The 26,068-nt window shown below is 66.4% G+C and carries 21 protein-coding genes; 5 read left to right on the top strand and 16 right to left on the bottom strand.

The window, feature by feature from the left end:
* Nucleotides 1-59 precede the first annotated feature (59 nt).
* Nucleotides 60-1,418, top strand: coding sequence for an APC family permease (locus tag IEW98_RS09045; protein ID WP_188762609.1), 1,359 nt, complete (start codon nucleotides 60-62; stop codon nucleotides 1,416-1,418).
* Here IEW98_RS09045 and IEW98_RS09040 read toward each other — a convergent pair.
* Nucleotides 1,415-2,773: a cryptochrome/photolyase family protein gene (locus tag IEW98_RS09040; RefSeq protein WP_188762608.1), complete on the bottom strand. Its 1,359-nt coding sequence runs from the start codon at nucleotides 2,771-2,773 to the stop codon at nucleotides 1,415-1,417. The genes IEW98_RS09045 and IEW98_RS09040 overlap by 4 nt on opposite strands.
* A 54-nt stretch (nucleotides 2,774-2,827) precedes the next feature.
* Between IEW98_RS09040 and IEW98_RS09035 the strand changes: the two genes are divergently transcribed.
* Entirely contained in the window at nucleotides 2,828-3,694 is an 867-nt protein-coding gene (locus IEW98_RS09035; protein ID WP_188762607.1) for a D-amino-acid transaminase, read from the top strand.
* A gap of 172 nt (nucleotides 3,695-3,866) precedes the next feature.
* Here IEW98_RS09035 and IEW98_RS09030 read toward each other — a convergent pair whose 3' ends face one another.
* The 6 genes from IEW98_RS09030 to IEW98_RS09005 all read right to left on the bottom strand — a co-directional run bounded on the left by IEW98_RS09030 (nucleotide 3,867) and on the right by IEW98_RS09005 (nucleotide 9,539).
* Complete coding sequence (locus IEW98_RS09030) at nucleotides 3,867-4,418, bottom strand: periplasmic heavy metal sensor (protein WP_188762606.1); 552 nt, start codon at nucleotides 4,416-4,418, stop codon at nucleotides 3,867-3,869.
* Nucleotides 4,415-4,867, bottom strand: a complete 453-nt coding sequence (locus IEW98_RS09025; RefSeq protein WP_188762605.1) for a hypothetical protein — start codon at nucleotides 4,865-4,867, stop codon at nucleotides 4,415-4,417. The genes IEW98_RS09030 and IEW98_RS09025 overlap by 4 nt, the downstream gene beginning before the upstream one ends.
* Entirely contained in the window at nucleotides 4,845-5,357 is a 513-nt protein-coding gene (locus tag IEW98_RS09020) for a sigma-70 family RNA polymerase sigma factor (protein WP_188762604.1), read from the bottom strand. Before IEW98_RS09020 ends, IEW98_RS09025 begins: the two co-directional genes overlap by 23 nt.
* 53 nt (nucleotides 5,358-5,410) lie before the next feature.
* Nucleotides 5,411-6,313 carry a histone deacetylase family protein gene (locus IEW98_RS09015; protein WP_188762711.1) on the bottom strand — a complete coding sequence of 301 codons (903 nt, stop codon included), beginning with the start codon at nucleotides 6,311-6,313 and terminating at the stop codon, nucleotides 5,411-5,413.
* A gap of 172 nt (nucleotides 6,314-6,485) precedes the next feature.
* Nucleotides 6,486-9,068 (bottom strand): aminopeptidase N, encoded by a 2,583-nt coding sequence (pepN, locus tag IEW98_RS09010; protein ID WP_188762710.1) that lies wholly within the window; start codon nucleotides 9,066-9,068, stop codon nucleotides 6,486-6,488.
* Between the two features lie 162 nt (nucleotides 9,069-9,230).
* Nucleotides 9,231-9,539 (bottom strand): hypothetical protein, encoded by a 309-nt coding sequence (locus IEW98_RS09005; protein WP_188762603.1) that lies wholly within the window; start codon nucleotides 9,537-9,539, stop codon nucleotides 9,231-9,233.
* A 401-nt stretch (nucleotides 9,540-9,940) separates the two neighbouring features.
* On the opposite strand from IEW98_RS09005, the gene IEW98_RS09000 reads away from it, so the two are divergent.
* The 3 genes from IEW98_RS09000 (at nucleotide 9,941) to IEW98_RS08990 (ending at nucleotide 13,650) form a co-directional block, all read left to right on the top strand.
* Nucleotides 9,941-10,420: a PRC-barrel domain-containing protein gene (locus tag IEW98_RS09000; RefSeq protein ID WP_188762602.1), complete on the top strand. Its 480-nt coding sequence runs from the start codon at nucleotides 9,941-9,943 to the stop codon at nucleotides 10,418-10,420.
* Between the two features lie 147 nt (nucleotides 10,421-10,567).
* Nucleotides 10,568-11,374, top strand: coding sequence for a Rossmann-fold NAD(P)-binding domain-containing protein (locus tag IEW98_RS08995; RefSeq protein WP_188762601.1), 807 nt, complete (start codon nucleotides 10,568-10,570; stop codon nucleotides 11,372-11,374).
* The gene (locus IEW98_RS08990; protein WP_188762600.1) at nucleotides 11,371-13,650 is read left to right on the top strand and encodes a xanthine dehydrogenase family protein molybdopterin-binding subunit; all 2,280 of its coding nucleotides are present in this window, start codon (nucleotides 11,371-11,373) and stop codon (nucleotides 13,648-13,650) included. Before IEW98_RS08995 ends, IEW98_RS08990 begins: the two co-directional genes overlap by 4 nt.
* Nucleotides 13,651-13,882: 232 nt before the next feature.
* Here the strand turns inward: IEW98_RS08990 and IEW98_RS08985 are convergent, their stop codons facing one another.
* The 9 genes from IEW98_RS08985 to IEW98_RS08945 form a co-directional block, all read right to left on the bottom strand.
* The gene (locus IEW98_RS08985; RefSeq protein ID WP_188762599.1) at nucleotides 13,883-14,305 is read right to left on the bottom strand and encodes a hypothetical protein; all 423 of its coding nucleotides are present in this window, start codon (nucleotides 14,303-14,305) and stop codon (nucleotides 13,883-13,885) included.
* Nucleotides 14,306-14,391: 86 nt separating this feature from the next.
* The gene (locus tag IEW98_RS08980) at nucleotides 14,392-15,201 is read right to left on the bottom strand and encodes a universal stress protein (RefSeq protein WP_188762598.1); all 810 of its coding nucleotides are present in this window, start codon (nucleotides 15,199-15,201) and stop codon (nucleotides 14,392-14,394) included.
* Nucleotides 15,202-15,276: 75 nt separating this feature from the next.
* Entirely contained in the window at nucleotides 15,277-15,939 is a 663-nt protein-coding gene (locus IEW98_RS08975; protein WP_243450653.1) for a Crp/Fnr family transcriptional regulator, read from the bottom strand.
* Nucleotides 15,940-16,004: 65 nt separating this feature from the next.
* Entirely contained in the window at nucleotides 16,005-16,874 is an 870-nt protein-coding gene (locus tag IEW98_RS08970; protein ID WP_188762596.1) for a DMT family transporter, read from the bottom strand.
* A gap of 105 nt (nucleotides 16,875-16,979) precedes the next feature.
* Entirely contained in the window at nucleotides 16,980-17,990 is a 1,011-nt protein-coding gene (locus tag IEW98_RS08965; RefSeq protein WP_188762595.1) for a threonine aldolase family protein, read from the bottom strand.
* Nucleotides 17,991-18,098: 108 nt separating this feature from the next.
* Nucleotides 18,099-22,463: an autotransporter domain-containing protein gene (locus IEW98_RS08960; RefSeq protein ID WP_188762594.1), complete on the bottom strand. Its 4,365-nt coding sequence runs from the start codon at nucleotides 22,461-22,463 to the stop codon at nucleotides 18,099-18,101.
* Between the two features lie 120 nt (nucleotides 22,464-22,583).
* The gene (gene maiA / locus IEW98_RS08955) at nucleotides 22,584-23,225 is read right to left on the bottom strand and encodes a maleylacetoacetate isomerase (RefSeq protein WP_188762593.1); all 642 of its coding nucleotides are present in this window, start codon (nucleotides 23,223-23,225) and stop codon (nucleotides 22,584-22,586) included.
* Nucleotides 23,222-24,688 (bottom strand): ribosome biogenesis GTPase Der, encoded by a 1,467-nt coding sequence (der, locus tag IEW98_RS08950; protein ID WP_188762592.1) that lies wholly within the window; start codon nucleotides 24,686-24,688, stop codon nucleotides 23,222-23,224. The genes maiA and der overlap by 4 nt, the downstream gene beginning before the upstream one ends.
* 35 nt (nucleotides 24,689-24,723) lie before the next feature.
* Nucleotides 24,724-26,061: an outer membrane protein assembly factor BamB family protein gene (locus tag IEW98_RS08945; protein ID WP_243450651.1), complete on the bottom strand. Its 1,338-nt coding sequence runs from the start codon at nucleotides 26,059-26,061 to the stop codon at nucleotides 24,724-24,726.
* Nucleotides 26,062-26,068: the final 7 nt, after the last annotated feature.

The following is a 26,068-nucleotide window of genomic DNA, read 5'->3' as shown; positions in this document are numbered from 1 at the left end:
GCCGATGGGTTTCGCCGCTTGTCTTGCACCGTCCCAACCCACCGCTTAACCATGTCGCAATGCCGGAACCCGCCGCCGCCAGCCCAGCGTCCCCAACCGCATCCCGCGACGCCGGCCTCATCCGCGGCGTCGGCCCCGTCGCCCTCACTGCCGCCTTTGTCGGCATGCTCGTCGGCAGCGGCATCTTCACCGTCCCCGCCGCGATGGCCGCCGCCGTCGGCAGCTACGCCCCGCTCGCCTATGTCGCGTGCGGCCTCGCCGTCGGCGCCGTCATGCTGTGCTTCGCCGAAGGCGCCAGCCGCGTGCCCACCAGCGGCGGTGTCTCGGGCTTCGTCGGCATCGCCTTCGGGCCCTATTGGGGCTTCCTGACCGGCATGTTCAACTATGCCAGCGCCGTACTCGCCTCCGGCGCCATCGCCGCTGCTGCCGCCGACGTCATCGGCACTGCCCTTCCCGCCCTTGCTACAGGTCCGATCCGTGCCATCGCCATCACCATCTGGTTCTTCGGCCTAGCCCTCATCAACATCGCCGGCGTCGGCATCGCGGCCCGCTTCGTCACCATCGCCACCAGCATCAAGATCGTCCCGCTGGCGCTGTTCATCGCCATCGGCGTCTGGTTCATCGTCCCGGCACAGCTCGCCCTCGCCATGCCCGCCGGCGGTGCCGATATCGGCCGCGCCGCCATCCTCGGCATCTTCCTGTTCACCGGCATCGAGGCCTCGCTCGCCGTCTCGGGCGAAGTCCGCAACCCGGCGCGCACCATCCCGCACGCCATCATCGCCTCGATGCTCGGCTATGCCGTCATGTGCGTCATCGTCCAGCTCATCGCGCAAGGCCTGCTCGGCGACGCTCTCGGCGCCTCCCCCGCGCCCCTCGCCGAAGCCGCCGCCCGCCTGTCGCCCCTGCTCGGCATCATCCTCGGCGCCGGCGCCGCCATCTCGATGCTCGGCTGGAATGCGTCGGACTCGCTATCCTCGCCGCGCATGTTGTTCGCCATGTCCCGCGACGGCATCCTGCCCACTGCGCTCGGCCGCACCCACCGCCGCACCCACGCCCCGTGGATCGCCAGCCTCGTCCACGCCGCCATCGCCGCGACCATCGCCGTCTCGGGCACCTTCACTTCGCTCGCCATCCTCGCGACTTTGTTCTGCGTGCTGATCTATTTCCTCGGCAGCGCCGCCGCCCTCAAACTGCGCCGCGACAACATCGCCCACGCCGGCCCGCCCGTCCGCATCCCCGCGCTCCTCCCGGTCGCCCTCGCCGGCAATGCCGCCATGCTCTGGGTCGCCTTCCAGAGCACCGCCCCCGAAGCCATCGGGATCGCCCTCTTCATCGCCGCCGCCAGCTTGCTCTATTGGGCGCGCCGCTCTGCTCCCCTCCCTTCTTCAAGGGAGGGGTCGGGGGTGGGTGACTCTTAACCCGTTCCCTTGACCGCCGCATAAGCCGCCAACGCCCGCGCCCGCCCCTCGGCATGCCCGACGATCGGCGCCGGATACCCAGCCACCCCGCCGACCTCCCAGGGCGCATGGATCGCCGCATCCGACAGCCCGCGCAACTCCGGCACCCATTCCCGAATATACCCCGCCGCATCGAACTTGGCGCTCTGCGACACCGGCGCAAACACCCGGTTGAACGGCGACGAATCCACCCCGGACCCCATAACCCACTGCCACCCCAGCGAATTCGACCCCAGATCAGCATCCACCAGGCAATCCCAGAAAAACTGCTCCCCGGTCCGCCAATCGATCAGCAAATGCTTCACCAAAAACGACGAAGCAATCATCCGCACCCGGTTGTGCATCCATCCGATCGTCCACAGCTGCCGCATCCCCGCATCGACGATCGGATAGCCCGTCATCCCCCGCTGCCAAGCCGCCAACTCGTCCGGCGCGCTCCGAAACGCCAGGTCATCGAACTGCACCCGTCCCGGCACATCGCCATGCTCGGGAAACTGGTCGAGGATATTCGCTGCAAAATCCCGCCACCCCAGCTCGCGCAGATACGGCTCGGCCGCATCCGCCGGCACTGCGTCGGCCACCGCATGCCACACCGTCCGCACCGAAATCTCCCCCAGCGACAAATGCGGCGACAGCCGCGAAGACCCCTCCTGCGACGGCAAGTTCCGCCCCGCAGCATAATCCCGCGCCACATCCAAAAACGCTGCCAACCGCTTCGCCGCCCCCGCCTCGCCCGGTTCCCAAACATCAAACCCGCCCGCCCAGTCCGGCTTCGTCGGCAACAATTCCCAATCCGCCAGATCATCCCCCGCCGGCACATCGCCGAACACCAGCTCCGGCGCCTTCATCGGCAACGGCGGCGGCAGTTCCGCCCGCAGCTTGTTCCACCACGGCGTAAAGATCCGATACCGCCCGCCGCCACCCGCCGTCACGCTCCCCGGCGCCGCCAGCAACGCCCCATGATAGCGCTTCAATTCGGTCGCCTTCGCCACCGCCGCATCCTGCAGTTTCGCCCAGGGCTCGTAATGCGTCAGCGTATGCACCGCCGCCGCCCCGATCGCCGCCGCCACCTCGGGCACCACGACCCCCGCCTCGCCCCGCCGCAACACCAACCGGCCACCCAGCGATTTCGCCAAAGCCGCCAGGCTGTGATGCAGCCACCACCGCTGCGCCGCGCCCATCTTCCAATGCCCCGGCGTCACATCGTCGAGCACATACAGGCACACCACCGGGCCGGCCTTCGCCGCCGCCGCGACCGCCGCATGATCGGCCAATCGCAAATCGTTTCGGAACCAGATGAGATGCGGTGCTGACATGCCCCCTGCATACCGTCTAAAGCCGCCTCACCAAAGCCCAAGGAAAGCGCTCAAATGCCGCAACTGGCCTATGTCGACGGACGCCTGACCCCGCTGCGCGATGCCCATGTCCATGTCGAGGACCGCGGACTCCAGTTCGCCGACGCGCTCTACGAAGTCACCGCCGTCCTCAATGGCAAAATGCTCGACTGGCCCCACCACATCGCCCGCCTGCGCCGCAACTGCGCCGCGCTGTTCATCGATTTCGCCATGTCGGACGCCGCCCTCACCCTCCAGGCCCGCCGTCTCATCGCGGTTAACGGCCAGGCCGACGCGCTTTTATACCTGCAACTCAGCCGCGGCACCGCCAAACGCGACCATGGCTTCCCCGCCAACCCCCGCCCGACTCTCGTGATGACCGTCCGCCGCTTCGACTTCCACCAGCGCACCGCACAGCAGAAAACCGGCGTAAAAGTCATCACCGTCAACGACATGCGCTGGCGCCGCGTCGATATGAAGACCACCGGGCTTCTGGCAAACGTCCTCGCCAAGCAGGACGCCCGCGCCGCCGGTGCCTTCGAAGCCTGGCTCGTCGCCCCCGACAACACCGTCCGCGAAGGCGGCTCGACCAACGCCTATATCGTCAAGGCCGGCCGCCTCATCACCCACCCGCTGTCCGAATCGATCCTCCCCGGCATCGCCCGCGCCACCCTCCTCCGCCTCGCCCGCGAAGCCCAGATCCCCATCGACGAACGCCCCTTCTCGCTCGCCGAGGCCCTCGCCGCCGACGAGGCCCTGCTGACCTCCACCACCGCCCCCCTCCTCCCGGTCGTCCGCATAGACGAAAACGCCATCGGAACCGGTTCCCCCGGCCCGATGGCGTCACGTCTCGCAGCATTGGTCAGCGCCGAAATCACCGCCCAAACCGGCTGGCGCCCTTAATTTCGCCCTGTCATACCAGCGAAGGCTGGTATCCAGCCTATCCGCGCGGCCACTCCAGCCAGAACAGAACCCCGAGCCGCCAAACCCTATTCCTCCTCAGCTGTCATCCCGGGCTCGACCCGGGACCCAGTTACTTCTCTGCAGAACCAACCAAACCCCGAGCCCCGAACCCTCAGACAGCAGGCGCCGGCGCCGGCGGACCCCGGCGATCCCCCGGACCACCCTTGCCGCGCCAATCCTTCATCCGCCCCTCCATCCGCGTCTTCATCGCCCGCGAATCCGCCACGAACGCCTTGCGATCCGCCACCGACAGCTTGGTGAACCCGGCCAGCATCGACGCCTGGTGGCGTTCGCGCCCGGCACTGGCGACCTTGCGCTCCTCGTCCATCGCCCGCTTCAGCGCCCCGGTATCGAGCCGGTCGGCCTCGAGCAGCGTCAGCATCCGGTCACGCGCCGCCTTGATCGCCTCGCGGTCCGCAGCCCGCTCGCCGCCGGCCTGCATCGCCTCGCGCATCACAATCCGCCCGGCCTCGCTCATCGATGCAAAACGCTTGTGGCCGCGCATACCCCGCATACCGCCCCGCATCCCATGCCCGTCCGGCCCGGCGTGCACGCCCGCAGCAGGCGCTGCCGGAGCCGCCGGCACAGCCACCTGGGCCAGCACCGGCGCTGCCGTGCCAAGCATCAGCAACACAGCCGCGCCGCGCAATTTCAAAGTCATCATATCAATTCGTCCTCATCGATCGTCGGCGTAAACACCAAGGCGAAGTCGTCGGCATCGCTGCCCGACACATCGCCCTCAACCGTGGCCGACGGCACGGGAGAATTCGTTGCAATCTCTGTCGTCACCGGCCTCGGCACCACCAGCGCCAGCCCCACCGCCACCGCCACCGCCAGCGCACTGCTGGCGAACCAGCGCCGCACCGGCGACGTTCGCGGCATCACCGGCACCTGCGCCGTCGCCATGATCGCCTCGGCATCGAACCGCCGCGGCGCCACGTCGCCGGCCCAGCCCGCCAACCACCCATCCAGCCCGCGCGCCTCGGCCAGCGCCGCCGCGACACCCGCATCGGCCGCCACCAGCGCCAGCACACCGCCGCGCTCGGCATCGGGCCAGCGCCGCGCATCGGCGCCATAGGCCGCGATGATCTCAAGGGCGCGTTCGCTGTTCACTTGGGGTGTCCACTCCGATCAGGTTTCGTAATTCCATACGTGCCCGGCCCAGCAATCCCTCGACGGCCTTGGGGCTGGTCTCCAGCGCAGCGGCGATCTCGGCCATCGTCATGCCCTCGCCGTGGAACATCGCCAGCGCCGCGCGTTGCCGGGGCGCCAACCGCGCCATGCCGGCGCTCATCCGCGCGCGCTGGTCGTTCGCCGCCGCCGCTTCATAAGGATCGGGCGCGCTGCTCGCCACGTCATCGGCCTCGGCCAACGGCGCCACCAGCTTCAGCGACCGCCGCCGGTCGAGGCAAAGATTGACGACAATCCGCCGGAACCAGCCCTCGACCGACCCCCGCGCCGGATCGAACCGCGCCGCCATCGTCCACATCCGGGTCAGCGCGACCTGCACGACATCCTCGGCGCCGACGCGATCGTTCAGCGTCCGGTCCGCCAGCCGCAGCCCCTGTCCCTCGAGCGCCGCAACCAGCCGCGCGATCGCCATCGGCCACCCGCGCCATCAACAGCGCCAGCGGCGACGAGTCCCCGGTTTCCCGATCAGGCACCTTGAGCACGGGGATGACATGCATCGTCATTTTCACCCGGCATACGCGCCACCTTCGGAAAATCCCTTGCCGCGCCCCACTGCGCGATCAACCCCGCCGCATGCCGCCGCGCCACCGTCATCCGGTCGGCGGCATAGCCACCCCCCAATGTCGAGGCCAGCGGCACCCCCGCCGCCCGGCACATCCCGACAACCATGGCATCCCGCGCCGCCAGCCCCGCATCACTCAACGCCAGCCGTCCCAGCCTGTCATCCACATGCGGATCGACTCCCGCCTGAAACAGCACCAGGTCCGGCTTCACCTCCGCCAGCAAGCCGGCCAATTCGCGCTCCAGTATCGCCAGATACTCCGCATCGCCGCAGCCATCCGCCAGTTCGACATCGCGAAAACTCCGCGCCTTCCGCACCGGAAAATTCCGCCCCGCATGCATCGAAAACGTCAGCACATCGTCCCGCCCGGCAAAGATCACCGCCGTCCCGTCGCCCTGATGCACATCGAGATCAACGATCAGCACCCGCCGAACCGGCCCTTCGACCACCAGTAGATTGGCCGCAATCGCCAGATCATTCGTCACGCAATACCCCGCCCCGCCATCGGGCAGCGCATGATGACTACCTCCCGCCCCATTCGCCGCAAACCCATGCTCCAGCGCGTACAATGCCGCCCCATACGTCCCCCCAGCCACCGCCAGCGTCCGCCGCGCCACCGCCGCCGTTACTGGAAACCCGATCCGCCGCTCGCGCTCGGCCGGCACCCGCGCCGCCATCACCGCCGCCACATAATCCGGATCATGCACCGCCTCGACCCATTCAAGCGCCATCGGCTCCGGCGCAAACACCTCGATCGCCTGCCCCGCCTCCGCCAGCGCATCGAGCAACAACGAATATTTGCCCATCGGAAAACTATGCCCGACCGGCAACGCCGCCACATAATCCGCATGATGAAACAGCGGCAACGGGGGCAGCAAGGTCACCAATTCAAACCTGTCATACCAGCGAAGGCTGGTATCCAGCCGCGCCGCCAGGCCCACACCAACCGACACACGCCCACATCACCGGCAACGCCCCCTAAACCAAAGCCCGCGAAGCCATCTCCAGCACATCCCGGCTCACCCGCGGCGTCGCCGTAACCCGCTCCAGCTGCGCCCGCATGAGCGCCCCCCGCGCCGCATCGAACCGCCGCCACCGCCCCAGCGGCACCGCCAGCCGCGCCGCGCTCTGCGGATTGATCCGGTCGACCGCGAGCAGCTGGTCGCCCAGCAACCGATACCCCGCCCCATCCGCCGCATGAAACCAGCGCTGGTTCGCCGCAAACGCCCCCACCAGCGACCGCAGCCGATTAGGATTGGTAATCGAGAAATCCGGATGCCGCGCCAATGCCTCGACCCGCGCCAAAGTATCCGGCCGCCCGCTCAACGCCTGCACCGTGAACCACTTATCGATAACGTCGTTATTTCCGGCAAAGCGCGCATGGAAATCCGCCAGGCACGCATCGCGCTCGGGCGTATCGGTCCCCACCAGCGCCGAAAGCGCCCCCATCCGGTCCGTCATTGTCGCCGCCGTTTCATACTGGATCCGCGCCGCCGCCAACGCCTCGGCCGATCCCGCGCCAACGAGATACGCCAGTGCCACATTGGCCAGCCGGCGCGCGCCCTTCGCCGCCGGCGTCAAAGCCGTCCCGCTCCCCGAATACGTCCTCAGCGCCGCCCACCACTCAGCCTCAAGCCCGGTTGCAATCGCCAGCCGCGCCGCCTCCCGCCGCCGGTGAATCCCCTCGACATCGACCATCGCCGCCTGGTCACCGATAAAGCTCTCGGTCGGCAACAACATTGCCTCGCCGACGAACGCCGCATCAAGCTTGCCAGCCGTGCCATCCATCAGCGTCGCCGCCACCGCACTCACCAGCGCCGCCGGATCGTCGTCGGTCGCCAGCACACTCAGCGCCAGCCGCTGCATCGCCTCCCAGCGCGCGGACGGATCGTCGTCATGCCCCGCAAGGAACGCCAGTTCGGTCCGCGACGCTTCCGCCTCGATGATCACCGGCGCCGAAAACCCCCTGTTGAGCGACAGCAACACCGGCTCATCCACCGCATCGAACTCCACCCGCGTCACCGCCTCGCGCATCTCGACGACCCGCTCCTCGCCGATCCGCCTGCCGCTGTCCCGCCCGATCAACGCCATCCGGAACGGCATGTGCACCGGCAGCTTCACCGCCTGCCCAGGCGTCGGCGACTGGCTCTGCACCAGCTCGACGATCACCTTGCCGGCCTCGCGCCGCTCGTGCACCGCCACCCGCGGCGTCCCCGCCTGCTCGTACCAACGCCGGAACTGCCCCAGGTCGCTGCCGGTCGCCGCCTCCATCGCGGCCACCCAATCCTCGCACGTCACCGCCTGGCCATCATGCCGCTCGAAATACAAATCCGTACCGGCGCGAAACCCCGCCGCGCCCACCAAGGTATGGAGCATCCGGATAACCTCAGCGCCCTTGTTATAGATCGTCGCCGTATAGAAATTGGCGATCTCGACATAATGATCCGGCCGGATCGAGTGCGCCAGCGGCCCCGCATCCTCGGGAAACTGCACCGCCCGCAAGCCCCGCACATCCTCGATCCGCCGCACCGCCGCGCTGCCCTGGTCCGCCGAAAACTGCTGGTCGCGAAAGACCGTCAGGCCCTCCTTCAAGCTCAGCTGGAACCAGTCGCGGCAGGTCACCCGGTTGCCGGTCCAATTGTGGAAATACTCGTGCGCGACAACCCCCGCGACACCATCGAAATCGCTGTCGGTCGCGGTCTCCGGATCGGCCAGAATATACTTCGAATTGAAGATATTCAGTCCCTTGTTCTCCATCGCCCCGGCGTTGAAATCATTGACCGCGACGATGTTGAACGCGCCCAGGTCATACTCCCGGCCATAGATCGCCTCGTCCCATGCCATCGACGCCTTCAACGCCGCCATCGCATGGGCGCAGCGCGGCACGTCTGCCGCCGACGTCCAGATCGCCAACTCGACCTGGCGCCCGCTCATGGTCGTGAAACCATCCCGCAGCGCCGACAGGTCGCCGGCAACCAGCGCGAACAAATAACAGGGCTTGGGCCAGGGATCGGTCCAGGTCACCGCATGGCGGCCGCCCGCCAGCCCCGTCTCGACCGCGCCGCGATCGCCGTTCGACAACAGCACCGGGTACAGGGCCGCGTCGCCCTCGATCCGCACCGTATAGACCGACAGCACATCGGGCCGATCGGGAAACCAGGTGATGGCGCGAAAACCCTCGGCCTCGCACTGCGTCACCAACCGGCCTTCGCTTTCGTACAGCCCCATCAGCCGGGTGTTGAGCGCCGGCGAGATCTCGACCTCGAACTCCACAATCGCCGCATCGCCGACAATCGCAATCTCGAGCCGCTCGCCGACCGGCACCACGTCGATCGGCTCGCCGTCCAGCATCGCAAACGACGTCTTCAGATTCTGGCCATCGAGCACCAGCGGCCGGTCGTGGTTGCCATTGCGCCGGACCACCAGCCGCGACGTTACCCGCGTCGATCCGGCCGACAGCCGGAAATCCAGGCTTACCTCGGGCACCAGCCAGTCCGGCGGGGCATAGTCGGCAAGGCGTATGGCGCCGGGCAGTTGCGGAATTGACTGGGCATCGAGCATCTTCATGACCTTGTTTTGCCAGTTCACCCCGCCAATGTCCAAACTACCCCAAACAGGCAGCGCCAGCGGCATGACCGGGACCGGACAGCACAACGCCGGGCCACTGGGACCCGGCGTTGCTACGCAATTGCGCCCATACTCCGGCGCAGCAGGGTGTAACCCTTACTTCGTTTCGGTCGCGGTGCCGGTCGCGCCCTCTTCGATCTTGTCGGCCTTGGCTTCGCCGGCATCCTTGACTGCATCGGCCTGATCGCGAATGGCATCAGCCTTCACTTCGGCATTGTCTTCGACGACACCGCCAACGGCCTCACCCTTGTTCTCTATGGTGTCGGCAGTCGTTTCGATCTGCGCTGCAGCGCCTTCGGTTTCGGCACGTGCCACATCGGCGGCCTTGTCGGCTGGCGACTTGTTGCAGGCGGCGAGCGTCAGGCCGGCGGCAAGGATCATCATGGTTGGGGTCAAAGTCTTCATTTCGGCTCTCCTGTTGGGTCCGGACTGCAAAACGGCCTTGCCGCCGCTAGGTTCCGAAACGTCCGCAGAACATTTCAACTGCGCGACGAACGCCATCAAATCGGCGACAAATCGAATATTGGGTGGACCCGGCCATAATCGGGGGGCGTTCATAGCCGGGTCCGGTACGGGCAGCGAAAGCGGGGGGACTGATCGCGCTGCCTTGCCGATGATTACGCATGGTTTCGGGGCTGGTTGCATCGCAGCGTAAGAAATGACGGAAATTCCTTCGCGCATTCGAGCAACATCTCGGACGGTGCGGAACTAAAGATAATGCCGCCGGTTTTCGCAAACGTCTGCCGGTTCGGCCGGCGGGCTGTTAGGCACAGCCGCCCCACGCGGGCGCACTTGGGAGCAAGATCATGTCCAGCGAAACACCCACCGCAAGCAGCTACGACACCAGCCGGGCGCCATCGGCGCTGATCGCCGCCGACCGCGTCAAGGGCACCCCCGTCTATAACGCCAATGATGAAAAGCTCGGCAGCATCGATTCCATCATGATCGACAAGCGCAGCGGCAAAGTCGCCTATGCCGTCATGTCGTTCGGCGGTTTCCTCGGCATCGGCGAGCAATATCACCCGCTGCCCTGGGACGTCCTCGATTACGACCCCGAGATCGGCGGCTACCGCGTCGCCCTCGATCGCAGCACCCTCGAAGGTGCCCCGTCCTACGAACGCAACGCCATCGACGAGTTCGACTATGACAGCCACGGCGGCGTCATCGACAATTACTACGGCGTCGAGATCGCCCGCCGCTCCAACTTCCCCGGCGCTCCCGAACCCGATGTCGCGCGCGGCACCCGCACCGATGCCAACGGCAACCAGACCACCGACCGCTATTGAGGACGCCTGTCATCCCGGGCTTGACCCGGGACCCAGTTCCTTCTCTGCAACAATAGACCGCAGTTCGAAACCTGCCGCCCCGTTCCTCGCCGAACGGGACGGCTTTTTCGTTTCCACGCGGCCCCGCTCTTTGCCAAGGTGCCGCCGATGCACATGCTCATCCTCGGCCTCGGCTACACCGCCGCACACATCGCCGACGCCTTTCGCGCCCGCGGCGGCACCGTCACCGCCGTCCGTTCGCGCGCCGCCGCCGGCGTCCTGTCCCTAAACGACCCCGCCATCCCCGCCTTGCTGGCCAAAACCAGCCACATCCTGTCCTCGGTGCCCCCGTCCGATACCGGCAACGACCCCGTCATCGACCGGCTGGGACCGCAAATCGCCGCCGCCCCTGCCCGTTGGGTCGGCTATCTCTCCTCCACCGGCGTCTACGGCGACGCCGCCGGCGCCTGGGTCGACGAGGCCTCGCCATTGAAGGGCCGCCGCTCCGGGCGTCTTGCTGCCGACCTCGCCTGGCAAGCCCTCCACCCTCAGGCGCGCATCTTCCGCCTGCCCGGCATCTACGGCCCCGGCCGCAGCACCCTCGACCGCCTGCGCACCGCGCCGGTCGCCCGCATCGACCTCCCCGGCCACATCTTCAGCCGCATCCATGTCGCTGATATCAAAGGCGCAATCGACGCCAGTCTCGACCACGGCGACCCAGGCGTCTACAACCTCACTGACGACGAACCCGCCCCCGGCGAAGCCGTCACCGCCTATGCCGCCCGGCTCCTGAACCTTCCCATTCCGCCGCTCCAGACCCTCGCCCAGGCCGCGCTATCCCCGATGGGCCGTGCCTTTTACGGCGAATGCCGCCGTGTCGCCAATGGCAAGATGTCGCGCGATTTGCGCTATGAATTGCGCTATCCAGACTACCGACAGGGCCTGACCGCCTGCTTGAAGGAGCTAACCCCATGAAATTCGGTGCTGGCCAATCCGTAAAGCGCGTCGAAGACGCGCGCCTCCTCACCGGCAAGGGCGCCTTCACCGACGACCTGCAACGCCCCGGCATGCTCTACGCCGTCACCCTGCGCTCGCCCTATGGCCACGCCGAAATCACCTCGATCGACACCGCCGCCGCGCTCGCCCTGCCCGGCGTCGTCGCCGTCTATACCCATGAAGACATTGCCGAATATGGCCCGGTGCCGTGCATGGTGCCACTGTCGGGCGACATCAAGACCGACCGCCCCATGCTGGCCAAGGACCGCGTCCGCTTCGTCGGCGACGGCGTCGCCTTCGTCATCGGCGAAACCCGCGAAGCCGCCCGCGCCGGCGCCGAAGCCGTTGAAGTCGAATATTCCGAACTCCCCGTCGTCGCCTCGCTCGCCGCCGCCATCGCCCCCGGCGCCCCGCAGATCTGGCCCCTGGCCAAGTCCAACACCCTGTTCGACTGGGCGGTCGGCGACAGCGAAAAAACCGAAACCGGCATGGCCTCCGCCGTCCATGTCACCCGGCTCCGTGTCGTCCAGAACCGCATCGCCCCGACCTCGATGGAAGTCCGCGCTGCGCTCGGCGAATACGAGGAGGAAACCGGCTTCACCCTCTCGGTCGGCAGCCAGGGCGTCGCCGGCATGCGCCAGATCGTCGCCGGCCCCGTCTTCAAGATCGACCCCGAACGCGTCCGCATCGTTACCGGCGACGTCGGCGGCGGCTTCGGCATGAAAAGCTTCTTCTACGCCGAATACGGCCTCGTCCTCCACGCCGCCCGCGCCCTTGGCCGCCCGGTCAAATGGACCGGCGACCGCGGCGACGCCTTCCAGACCGACACCCACGGCCGCGCCATGGTCAGCGATGCCCGCCTCGGCTTCGATGCGGCTGGCCGCATCACCGCCATGGCGGTCGAAACCTGGTCCGACCTCGGCGCCTATCAATCGCAATTCGGCCCCGCCATCCAGACCATGGCCGGCGGCCGCATCATGGGCGGCGTCTATCGCATCCCGTCGATCCACAATCTCGTCCACGGCGTCGTCACCAACACCGCCCCCGTCGACGCCTATCGCGGCGCCGGCCGTCCCGAATCCGCCTATATCATGGAGCGCCTGATCGAAGCCGCCGCCCGCGAACTCGGGCTCGGCGTCGACGAAATCCGCCGCCGCAACTTGCTCATCCCCGCCGAACTCCCGCACGACAACGGCATCGGACTGACCTTCGACATCGGCGATTTTCCCGCCGTCCTCGAAAAAGCCCTGCGCCAGGCCGACTGGAACGGCTTCCCGGCGCGCAAGGCTGCCGCTGCGGCAAAGGGCCTGCGCCTCGGCCGCGGAATGGCCTATTATGTCGAGATCGCCGGCGGTGGCGGCACCGACGAATTCGCCGATGTCCGCGTCGCCCCCGACGGCAAGGTCGAGATGGCAGTCGGCACCCAGTCCAACGGCCAGGGCCATGAAACCGCCTATGCGCAAGTCCTCAGCGAACGCCTCGGCATCGACATGGACGACATCCGCATCGTCCAGGGCGACACCGTCCGTCTCGAAGCCGGCAACGGCACCGGCGGCTCGCGCTCGATGGCGTTCGGCGGCGGCGCCGTCCTCGCCTCGGCCGATGCCCTTGTCGAACGCGGCATCGAATTGTCGCGGACCGACCTCGGCGCCGACGACATCGATTATGCCGACGGCGTCTTCCGCGCCCGCGGCACCAACGCCACCCGCAGTCTCGCCGAGCTTGCCGCCGCCCACCCCGGCGCCCTCGACGGCCGCAGCAAATACACCACCGGCAAGCCCGCCCCCAGCTTCCCGAACGGCTGCCACGTCGCCGAAATCGAGCTCGACCCGCAGACCGGCAAGGTCACCATCACCCGCTATTCGCTCGTCGACGATTTCGGCAATTTGGTGAACCCGATGCTTGTCGAAGGCCAGATTCACGGCGGCGTCGCGCAAGGGTTGGGCCAGATCCTGCTCGAGGACATCGTTTATACGGACGATGGCCAGCTGGTGACCGGCAGCTTCATGGATTACGGCGTGCCGCGCGCCGACGACATGCCGTCGGCGATCGGCTTCGACACGCTCGGCACCCCAAGCCCGACCAATCCCCTGGGCGTCAAGGGCTGCGGCGAAGCCGGCACCATCGGCGCCATGCCCTCGGTGATGAACGCCATCATCGACGCCCTGGACGGCACCCAGATCGAAATGCCCGCCAGCATCGAGAAACTCTGGCGCGTCGCCCGCTCGCTCGAACTGGCGGTCGCCGCCGAATAGGCGCGGCTGTCCTACACGCCCGGTTTGCACTATCATGCCCGTTCACCTTCGACGCGCGCGCTCTTTGACATCGTCAGCACGACAGCCCGCATAATTGTCGCGTAAAATAGAGGCTTCATCGCGAAAACGACGACCAGCAGGAAACTGCCGAAATCGGAAAATGCGGAAAATGTTAACCAACTGAAGACTGTGATCCCGGGCTTGACCCGGGACCCATTTTATCTCCGCAGTCCTACTGCAGAAAGGCGATGAAGATCGCCCAGGCCAGTATCAGCAACGGCACCGTCATCACCTGCGCCCAGGCTGCCCCGCCGGGCAAATGACCGCTCGCCGTCTCGATTCCCCAGCCCTTCGCCTTGACCGCACGTTGGGCTGGCCGACCCATGCGACTCGCCCGCGCCATCACTACCGGCAAGCCGTAGTAGCCCGCGAACACCATTGCGGACACCGCGAGCACCAACCCGATCCCGGTGCCGCCGCGAAACGCCAGCCCCATGACCAACAGAAAACCCGCCGCCGTCGCCACCAGCTGCAACAGCAGCGACTGCGGCAGGTCGAACTCCAGCACCGGTGCCGCACGCGCGGGTGTGACCAAAGTCTCGACAGGTGCCCGAACCGCCGCGCCCGTATCCAGAAGCTCGAACTCGATCCGCATTGTCTTCACTCCCTACCCCGGCACCGCGCCGGATCAGGGAGACATTACCGCCAGCGAATCGAGCCCGCCTTGATCTGGATCAAACGCTAATGGCTGAGCACCAGCGGCACCGGCGCATCGGCGAGCAGCCCGCGCGTCACCCCCCCGAACAGTGTCTGCCGCCACCGCGAATGACCATAGGCGCCCTGCACCAGCCACGCCGACTGGCGCTCGGCCAGCACGTCGCGAATGACCGACTCGATGGTCTGCCCGCCACTCCCGCGCTCGATGACTTCGGCGCCCACACCGTGCCGCGACAGCCACGCCGCCGCATCGCGCGCCCGATAGTCGGTTTCCTTCTCCTCGACCGTCAGAATATCGACCGATTCGGCCAGCCGCAGCATCGGCAGCGCGGAACGCATCGCCTTGGCCGCTTCCTGCGAGCCATCCCATGCCACCAGCGCCGCCCCGGTCACCGCCAGGCCATGGCTGTCGGTGGGAACCGCCACCACCGGAGACGGCGCATGGATCGCGACATCGCCGGTCACCGCCAGCCGCATGCTCGCCATCTTGCCGAACGGACCGCTGTTCATCACCACGACATCGGCCAGCCGCGCCGCTTCGCGCACCCGCTCCACGGCATCGCCGTCGCGGGTAATCCAGTCCCATCCGATCCCCTCCTGCGCCAACTGCGCCTCGACTGCAGTGCGCTCGTTGCGCTTTTCCTGCTCAATCGCCTCGATCATCGCCGTCACCGGAAACGCCCCCATCGACGGCTCCCCCAGCGCATAGGCGGTATAGGGCGTCACCTGCAGGCAGGTCAGGTGCCCGCCGAACGCCCGTGCCAGGTCGAAGGCCGCCTGCAGGCGCGCGCCCTGGCCTTCATCATTGTTGACGGGCACCAAGATTGTCTTCATCGCGCTCTCCTTCACAGGGCGAAATCAACCCCTGCATGGCTTGAGCGCAAATCCTGCGCCTTGCATTGATGTCGATCAAACCGTTTCGTCGGCCGCAGCCGCAAGCGCCGCCGCATCGCGAACGACAATCATCCGCCCGCCCGGCAGGTCGATGACCCCGGCGGCGCGCAACAGCGTCAACTGCCGGCTGACGGTCTCGATGGTCAGCCCGAGCAGATCGCCTATCTCGCTGCGGCTCAGCGGCAGCTCGAAACTCGCCGCCGGCACTGCGGCTGCATCGCGCCGGCAATCGTTCACCACCGCCAGCCGCCGCCCCATATCGCCCAGGAACCCCGCCACCCGCGCCCGCGCCGAAGCCCGGCCGATCCGCACCAGCCAGCGCCGCGCCCGTGCCAGCTCGATCATCGTCCGCTCGAGCAACAGTCGCTCCATCCGCTGGTGGTCGGCCAGGCTGGCCTCGAACGCCGCCCTCGGGAACATGCACAGTTCGACATCGGTCAGCGCAGTCACGTCATGCTCCGCCGGTGCCGCAAACGGTCCCCCGATGAAATCGCCGGAATAAAGCAGCCCGACGATCGCCTCGTCGCCGGCGGCGGTGACGCTGGCGATCTTCATCACCCCGGCCTGGACGTTGGCGCAGGCCAGCGGCGGATCGCCGGCGCGCACCAGCACATCGCCGCGCACCAGCCGCCGCTGCACGCCAAGCTTGGCCAGCCCCACCAGTTCTTCGTCGCTCAATGTTCCGCACAGCGCCGAGTCGCGTACGCCGCAGTCACTGCAAGTCCGGGCCATCACCGTCTCCCCTATCCACGACTCCGCAGTGCGACCACCAGCCCCACCATCGCCAGCGCGCCGCCGGCGACCGCCATGCCGCTCCACACATAGCCTTCGAACATCGTCGACAACGCCATCGCCACCAATGGCACGACGACCCCGGTATAGGCCGCCTTGCCAGGCCCGACGGCACGGATCAGCGCATAATAAAGGCTGAAGGCTACTGCCGAAGCGACGATTCCCAGATAGGCCAATCCGGCCAAGTACGCCGGCGACCAGTCGATCACCGGTGCCCCCGAAATCACCAGCGCGGCCACGGTGTTGATGATGCCGCCGTACAGCATCGACCACGCCAGCCCGCCCTCCAATGGCAACGCGCGCCCCGCCGGGCTGGCCTGCATGACATTGCCGACGCTCGCGCACAGCACCCCGGCCACGGCAAGCGCCAGTCCGAGCACGACCTCGCTGCCGTCGAGGCCCGGCGCCATCACGTCGCGCGCAAACATCATCCCCACGCCGGCGATGCCCATCGCGCCGCCGAGCAGGAAGCGCGGCGTCACCTTGATCCCGAGAAATACCGATCCCAATAGCGCATTGGGCACCATCAGCAGTGCAAAGCTCAGCGCCACAAGCCCCGAGGTGACATGTTCTTCGGCGCGGTAGACGAGATTGAAATTGAGCGAAAACTGCATCACCGCGACGATCAGCGCAAAGCCGTGCCCGCGCCAATCGAGCCACAGCGATTTGCCCCGCACCAGGCACATGACCATCATCACGCCGCCGCCGAGCAGGAACCGCCACGCCACCGACCACGACGTCGGCACCACCCCGAGCTGGGTCTTGATGACCAGCCAGGTCGACCCCCAGATCAGCGTCACGATGGCGAAATAGACCAGCATCCGCGGGGTGAACCCCGTAGCGTCAGGCCGTACATTAGAAACAGGTGCGTGCATGACCAATGCCTAGAGCCTTTCACGCCCCACTGTCTGCCCCGCGCCGAAACTTTACCCGGCCAGCGCCGCCGTTAATGCCGCGATGTCCGCGGCGCTGCTGTCCCACGCCACCACGAAGCGCGCCTCGTTCGATCCCGCCGCGCCCCAGTCGTAGAATGCAAAGCCGAGGCTGCGCAGTCGCTCCGGCTCGCCGGCCCGCAGGCGGACGAACACCTCGTTTGCCTCCACCGGATACATCACCCGGTCGCCGGCCGCCGCCGCCAGCCGCGCCGCGCCGGCATTGGCTTGCCCGGCATTGCGCAGCCAGACATCGTCCTTGATCATCGCCAGCAACTGCGCCGCCTGGAACCTGCCCTTGCTCGGCATCTGCCCGGCGCGCTTGCGGCGAAACCGCAGGTCGTCGGCTAGCGCCAGGTCGAACAGCACGATCGCTTCCGCCGTCATGCCGCCGTTCTTGATGGTCCCGAAACTGAGCACATCGACCCCGGCACGCCAGGTAATATCGCCCGGATGACAGCCAAGGTGTGCCACCGAATTGGCAAAGCGCGCACCATCGAGATGCACTTTCCACCCACGCCCACGTGCATATTCGCCCAGCGCCGCCAGTTCCGCCGGCGAATAGACCGTGCCGGCCTCGGTCGCCTGCGTCAGCGATAGCGCCCGCACCTGGACCTGATGGGCATCGCCGCGATACGCCGAAAGCCCGGCCTCGATCCCGGCGGGGGTCAGCTTGCCGGCCTCGCCCCTGACCAGCAACAGGCTGGCGCCGCCGCTGAAGAAACCCGGCGCTCCGCATTCGTCGACCTGGATGTGCGCTTCCTCGTGGCACACCACCGCGCCATAGGGCGGCACCATTGCCGCCAGCGCCAGCGCATTCGCCGCGGTCCCGGTAGATACCGGCAGCACGACGCACTCGCACCCAAACAACGCCCCGAATGCCGCATCGAGCTGCTGCGAGATGGCATCGCCGTCGTACCCCGGGCCCGATGCAGGTGCCGCCACGCCGATCGCGGCGAGGACTTCGGGACAGGGCGCGGCGCTGTTGTCGGACAGGAAATTCATGCCTCCCGGCTAGGGCCGCACACCGCGCCGGTCAACGGCCATGCACCGCGCACGAACGAAAACGGCAGCACCCTTTGGCACTGCCGTTTCATACGCCGAAATCGGAGCCTAGAAGCCGAACGACAGGGTCGCCCGCGCACCATGGTCCTGGTTGTTGGACCCGATGATGCCGCTATAGCCGGCGCCGATCTTGATCATCGGGGTGATGCTGTAATTGGCCTGGGCTTCGAGGGCCACGGCATCGCGATCGAGTTCAACGGCGCGGATGAACGACTGGGTGTTCAGCCCACCCAGCGAGCTGTAGGTGATGCCGTTGCGATCGCCCGAAGTGCGGTGCCACGCCGCAGAGCCGGTGAAATCCACCTCCCCCGCCGTGATGCCGCCGCGCAGACCCACATCGACCCATGTCATCTCGTTGCGCTGGCCGGGGATATGCCGGGCAGCCATACCGCCAGCCTCGGTCAAGGCATTCGACTTAACCTGGGCATGGGCGACACGGCCGAACGGCTCGATCCGGCTGTTTTCCGCTGCCAGCAGGTCGAAGGCAACTTCACCGAAGATCTGGTAGGTCGTGCCGCTGACGCGGCTGGTCAGCGTTTGCGCCAGACCCGGAATGGTGATCGAACGCACACCTTCGGCGCGGTTGCCCGCCATCGATCCGCCAAGGCCGACCGCGAAACCCGCGCCTGGCTGGCGGTAGCCGGCATAGATGGCGCCACCCGTCGACTCGACGGTCGATTTGCCCAGCGTGGCAAATTCTATGTCGGTCTCGAGATAATAGAACATCGCGCCTGCCTTGAAGCCGTTCGTCGCGAAATCCATGCCGGTCAGCACGCCGCGCTGCTCGGTCTCGAACGCACTGCCGACGCCGTCGGCATCGGCCTGGCCCCAGGACCCCGCGGCACGCAGCCAGACCGTCGTTGCCAGGTCGCCGTCGTCGGCGGTTACCGACTGGGCCCCGGCGATGGCGCTCAACCCGGCATTCATGCGATCCCAGGCCGTCTCGCGAACGACGCGGCTATCCTCGAGCAGCACCCGGCGTTCGGCCGAATGAAGCTCGCCCGACAGCTGGCTGAGCGCGGTCGAAAAATTCGCACCCTGGGTGAAAAGCGCGAAGTAGGGCGACGGATTATATCCGGTCGTCACAGCGCGATCGAACGCCAGCGCGACCTGCAACGGGTTGCCGGTCAAATTGCCGAGCGACGCGAGCGACGTCGGCGTGAGGCTGAGCACAACCGAAGTTGAGGTATAAAGCAGCTTCGAGGTGATCGCCGGGCCGAACAAGCTGGCAACCGACGCGTCATTGGCAAATGTGCCGGTTCGTGCGCTCGACGACAAGATGATGGTTTCGCCGAAGCGACCCGCAGCCGCGGGCACCACCGAAATGTTGCCGGCGATCGATGCGGGACCCGTCGCCGTGAGACGGTCGACCGAGGCCGGGCCATAGTCGACGATGAAGGTCGAGCCCGCCAGCAGTGAAACCGCGCCGTTGACGTTGAGCGTGCCGACGCTGCCGACCGCCGCGCCGGGCGATATCGCCGAACCCGACTGTGCCGTCAGCGCGCCGACCGTGCCGGTGCCGGCCAGGGTTGCGCCGCTTTGCACCGTCGTCGCCGACTGCGCGATAGACCCGATGATGTTCAGCCGCCCCGCCGATACCGTCGTGGCACCCGTCAAGCTGCTGACCGCAGTCAGGTTGAGAACGCCAGTGCCGGTTTTGGTGATATTCCCTGCGCCGCCCATGGTACCGCCCAGGGTCAACGCGCCGCTGCCGACGTTGACGACGCCCGAGGTGGCGACCTGGATCGCATTGTTGAGCGCCAAACCTGTAACGCCGGCGGCAAGCGTGCCGCCATTGTCAATCGCGATCGGACCAGTGCCTGCCGAGGTGTTGGTGCCGATAGTCACCATACCGGCGGCAATACCGAGCCGGCCGAAGCTGTTGTTGCCGGTCAGCACCAGATTGCCCGGCCCGACCTGCGTGATCGAACCGCTCCCCGAAATCGTTCCCGCCAGCGTGAGCACGTCGGTCGCAACTGTGCCGGCCCGGACCATGTCGTTGCCCGTAGCGACGATGTTGTTTGCAAGGCTGCGGCTGGCGCCCGCCGAGGCCAGCGTCGTGCCCGATGCCATCGTCAATGCGCCGGCGCCGAGCGCGGTGTTGCTCGCGGCGGTAATAGTGCCCTGTGCAAGTGTCGTTCCGCCAGCATATGTGTTGGCGCCGTCCAGCACGAGGGACCCGGCACCCGTCTTGGTCAGGCCGTTGCTCCCGGACACCACGCTGTTAATCGTCGTCGTGCCGGTATTCGCTGTCTCGAGCGTACCGCCATTGATCGCCAGCTCGCCGCCGTTCAGGACATAGCCAGCCGTCTGGAAGCTCAATGCGGTGAAACCCTGAACACCAGCCACGGCAACCGTGCCGGGCGCGCCTGCGAAGATCCCGGTGGTATTGCCCCACGACAGGTTCGCCGAGCCATCGACATTGGTCCAGTTGGTCGCCCCCGACGCCCAGGTGCCGTTGCCGCCGTCGATGACGCCATCGCCGACGACATCGGCACCGTCCCAATACCGGACGCCCGCGAAGCCGACGAGCAGATTGACCTGGCCCTGGACAGACGTATCGATCGTGAAGTTGAAGCCGACCGGTACCGTGCCGGCATCAAGGCCATTGTTGGTCAGCGCGCCGCCATAGTTGATGACGCGAAAAGTCCCGACATCGAAACCCGGCAAGCCGACGACATTGATCGTGCCGTCGAGCGTCAGGCTATTGTTCACGGCGATCAAATCGTTGATCCCGCCACCGATCGCGCCGGCCGTCTTCAACTCGAAATCGAGCACCGAGCCGGCACCCAGCACCAGGCTGCCAAGCGTCAGCGTCCCGGCACTCGTACCCGGCGCAATCCTCGCGCCGTCGGCAACGGTCACGACGCCGCCGATCGAGCCCGAGCCTGCGAGAATAGCGCCGCTGCCGATTGCGGCGTCGCTGGTTATGCTGCCATTCATGGTCAACTGGCCGGTGATGATCGTCGCCGGTCCGGTAAAGCTGCTTACCCCGGTCAGCGTCAGATTGCCGTCGCCGAGCTTCTGGAAGCCGCCGGCAACATTGGTGTTGTTGATGATGGCTCCCGTCAACGTCAGGTCATATCCGCGCGTGTCGATCCGCAACGCCGGGCCAAGATGGATCCTGTTCGCGACAACGAGGTTGTCAGCATAAGCTGCGATGCCTGCACCGCCACCAGTGCTAAGAATTCCAAATCCGGCCGCCGTACTGGTGCCGAGACCAAGGGTGCCGGTTGCGAGTGAAAAGTGCCCGGTAAAGCCGTTGTCGCCGGTCAGGAGCAAAGTACCCGGACCCTGCTTCATGTACAGGAAGCCGCCACCCGAGATCGGGCCCGAGAGCTCGAGCACGCTGGCCGCATCGAGCAGCTCGAAGTTGAGACCGCCGAGGAGCACGACCCGGTTGCGCAGCACTGCCGACAGATTGCCCACGGTCGACATCGACGCCTGGCCTGCCGAGACGACGAGATCGCCACTACCCAATGAGCCCGTCGCGATGACAAGCTGTCCGTCCTGGAGATCGACGCCGCCGGAAAAACTGTTCGCTCCGCTCGAAAGCGTCAGGTTGCTCACCGTAGTCTTGATGAGGCGCCCGGTTCCCGAAATTCGGCCGGCCAGCTCCATCGACGCGCCTGACACCTCCAGATCGCCGCCAAGGCTGAAATCATTGGCAATGCGGCGACCCATGATGGCCGGCAGCAACACCGCCGCCCCAGTCACGTCGATCGCGCCGGTGCCCAGCGAGTCGTCCCGCGTGAAGCGAAGAATACCTGACCGAAGCTCGGTACCGCCGGTATAGGTATTGGACCCTCCGAGACTTTGCTGGTCCGCACCGGTCTTGACCAGGCGCAGATTGCCCTCGATGACGCCGCGGTAATTATACGTCCCGGCAGCCCCCACCGTCAGCAGGCTTGTCGTCGCCGTGCTACTGCGAACGATGCCAAAGCCGGCCAATCCGGCAACAGCCTGGCGGTATCCGCGAAGATCGAGCACGCCGGGGGCTGCCAGCGTCACGACCGAGTTCGGTGACAGGACATTGACATTGCCCGCAAACACCGCGCCATCGCTGATGGTCGTTGCGCCCGAATAGGTATTAAGCCCCGATCCATTCAGCGTAAGCGAATGCTGGCCGAGTTTGGTGAGCGCAAACACGCCGAGGCGGTCGTTCAAAGCGGCATCGATGGTCACGCCTCCGACCGCTGGCGTCAGCCGCAATATGCCGTTCGTGATTTCAGTCGCGCCGGCGACCGTGCTGCGGGCCGGCGATATGCCGTTCAAATTGAGGACTTCGGCACTTGCCGGTGCCAGCGCCGTTCCCGCCAGCATCAATCCGGTGACCGACAGGCCGACCTTGATGCGCCGGTACAGAACGGACGACGGCCTGGAGGCCCGATGTTTCTGGACCGCAACAATCATTACCAACCCCAATCAGACGTGCCCACATCTTAACACTTTGTGAGGTTTAGCCGAATTCGGAGTAAACACAAGGGTGAAACGTTTACTTTGTAAGCTCGAATGGGGCCGTTCAGACTTGGTTCAGGTCTGGTTTGCCGGATGGGCAAGCGCCAATTCGGCGTTTTCGCGTAGCTTTGCGTCGATCGCGAGCAATCGACCGTATTTTGAAAGGTCCGTTTCTACCCGACGGGCGTTATAAAGTTGCGGCATCAAGCACACATCAGCAATTGTCATTGACTCGCCGAACAAGAATCGTCCACCGAACTGCTCGGCAAACCGTTCGAGAGTCTCCAGTCCAGCATTTATCCAGTGCCGCGCCCAAGCATCGGCCTGCAGCTGCGACGCCCCGAGTTCTTCCTTGAGATACCGCAGCACCCGCAGGTTGTTGATCGGATGCACATCGCTGCTGATCGTCTGCGCGGCAGCACGTACCCGCGCCCGCCCGACGGCATCGCCCGGCAACAGCGGCGGCTCGGGATATACTTCGTCGAGATACTCGATAATCGCCAGGCTCTGTGTCAGCGAAACCTCGCCAATACGCAGCAGCGGCACCAGCCCCTGCGGGTTCAGCGCGGTATATTCCGGTGCCGATTGCGCCCCGGTTCGCAAGTCGATCGGCACGACATCATACGCCAGCCCCTTCCAGGCCAGCGCCAGCCGCACGCGATACGCCGCCGACGACCGCCAGTAACTGAAAAGCGTCAGTTCCGGCGCGGTCGTCATCGTTTCGGCGGTCCGCGGCGATGACTGTCCGGCTTGGGCCGCGGGCTGTCGGGCTTGCCGCGCGGGCTGTCGGCGAACGGGTTCTTGCTGCCGCGGAAGTTCAACCGGATCGGCACGCCTTCGAAATCGAGATCGTCGCGCAGGCTGTTGACCAGATAGCGGCCATAGCTTGCCGGCAAATCCTCGGTGCGATTGCCGAAAATGATGAACGACGGCGGCCGCGCCGCCACCTGCGTGACATAACGCAGCTTGATCCGCGTCCCCCCGGCGGCCGGCGGCGGGTTGCGATCGAGCGCATTCTCGAACCAGCGATTGAGCTGCGACGTCGAGACCCGGCGCGACCATTTCGTCCGCGCCTCGGTGACCGCCTTCATCATCAAATCGAGCCCCTTGCCGGTTTGCCCCGACAGCGCCACCAGCGGCACGCCGCGGATCTGCGACAGGCCATCGTCGAGCGCCTTGCGCACTCCCTGGAACAGCGACGACTGGTCGTGCGCTACGTCCCATTTGTTCAGCGCAATCACCAGCGCCCGGCCTTCGGACAGCACCAGGTCGGCAATCCGCAAATCCTGACTTTCCAGGCCCAGCGTCGAATCGAGCAGCAGCACCACGACTTCGGCGAAATCGATCGCCAGCTTGGTATCCGTCGCTGCCATCCGCTCGAGCTTGTCGCTTACCTTGGCACGCTTGCGCAGGCCCGCGGTATCGACCAGCCGCACCGGCATGCCGTGGTAATCCCACGGAATCGCAATCGAATCGCGCGTGATGCCGGCCTCGGGCCCGACCACCAGCCGCGCTTCGCCGAGCAAAGTGTTGATCAACGTCGACTTGCCCGCATTCGGGCGTCCGACAATCGCCAGCTTCAGCGGCCCGGTGGGTTCGACATCGAGCTCGATCTCGCCATCTTCCAGGCCTTCGCCGAGCGCCTCTTCCTCAGGCTCATCCTCGACCGGGGCATCGATATGCGGCATCAGCGCTTCGAACAAATCGGCCATGCCTTCGCCGTGCTCGGCCGAAATCTGGATCGGATCGCCCAGCCCGAGCGCGTAGCTCTCGGCAACGCCAAGCTCGCCGGCGCGCCCTTCGGCCTTGTTGGCGACCAGAATTAGCGGCGTGCCGCGCTTGCGCAGCCAGTCGGCGAAATGCTTGTCGAGCGGCGTCACCCCGGCGCGCGCATCGAACACCAGCAGCGCGACGACGGCATCGCCAACCGCCGCATCGGTTTGCTGGCGCATCCGGCCGGCCAGGCTGGCGGCATCGGCATCCTCGAAACCCGCCGTATCGACGACGGTGAACTCGAGATCGAACAGCTTGGCGAGCCCCTCGCGGCGATCGCGCGTGACCCCCGGCATATCGTCGACAAGCGCCAGCTTGCGGCCGACGAGACGATTGAACAGGGTCGATTTGCCGACGTTGGGGCGCCCGACGATCGCGACGCGGGGTAGTGAATCAGTGTTGGACATTGCGCGCACCTAGCAGAGGAGCGCGCATCCGGCCATCATCGATACGCGGTCAGCTTGCCATCGTCGGTCAGCACATAGGCGGTATTGCCGGCGACGATCGGCGGCTGGAATGCCGAGGCCGACAATTTGATCGTTGAAATGATCTTGCCGGTATACGGCGAGACGACCACCATCTCCTTGTTCGAACCCGCCACGATCAGACGATCCGATGCCAGCACCGGCCCTGCCCATCTGATCGGCTTGGTCTTTTTCTTGACGTTGCCGAAATTGGGCAGCTGCAACATCCAGCGCACCTTGCCATCGCCGCGCGTCAGGCACAGGAGCTCGCCCTCGAGCGTCACCACGAACACGAATTCGCCGGCAACCCACGGCATCGACGTCCCGGCAAAATTGCGCTCCCAGGCGCGTTGCCCGGTCGCCAACTCCAGCGCCGCCATGCGCCCGCCATGGCCGATGGCATAGACCCGACCGCGATCGATCACCGGCGAGGCGTCGATGTCCGACAAGGCCGCCATCGCGGTCGAGCGCCCGGTCCGTGCCAGCGCATCGGACCATACCGTCCGACCGTTTTCAGCGCGTAGTGCATTGAGCTCCCCGCTCGAGAATCCGACCACGACAGTGTCCTGGGCCACCGCCGGCGCGCCCACCCCAAGCAGCCCGGCGACTTCGACGGTGCCCGCTACCGTCCACAATTCGTCGCCCTTTTCGGCGTTCAGCGCAAATATCTGGTTGTCCTGGGTGACCACGAAAACCCGGTTGTTTGCCACCGCGGGCGCCCCGCGCAGCGGTGCACCCAGCGTCTTGCGCCACAGTTCGGCGCCGGTTTTCGAATCGAACGCCGCAACGATGCCATAGCCGGTCGTCGCGAATATGCGCCCGTCACCGCCGCCGACACCGCCGCCGAACGCCGCATTGCTGTTCTTCTTGGCGACCGAAATCCGCGACTGCCACACTACTGCCCCGGTGGTCGCATCGAAGGCGCGAACATCGCCGCCGGTGTCCATGGTGAACACCCGCCCGTCCATCACGATCGGTCCGGAATTCAGCCGCCGCGTGCCGCTGCTGCCCGCGCCGATCGAAACCGACCAGGCCGCAGCCACCGTCTCGGGCAACGCCAGGTGGCCGTTCGCCTTCGACGCCGAACCGCCCGATTGCGCCCAATCGGCATTGGCTTCGGCGGGTGGCAAGACGATCGCCAGGTCCTGCAGCTCGGGCTCGGCAACGGCGCGGGTCTCGTAATTCAGCACCGGAATGCGCTCGCCCAGCGTCGGAGTCTTGGTCTTGCCGCCCTTGAATATGCCGCAGCCCGAAAGCGCCAGCGCCGCCACCACGACGAAACTCACCGATTGCTTGCGCAAGATCTGGCTATGCAAAGTTATG

Source organism: Sandarakinorhabdus glacialis (assembly GCF_014643455.1).
Classification (GTDB): Bacteria; Pseudomonadota; Alphaproteobacteria; order Sphingomonadales; family Sphingomonadaceae; genus Sandarakinorhabdus; species Sandarakinorhabdus glacialis.
The sequence above is the reverse complement of the archived record's forward strand: the minus strand, read 5'-3'. Positions and strand labels throughout refer to the sequence as shown.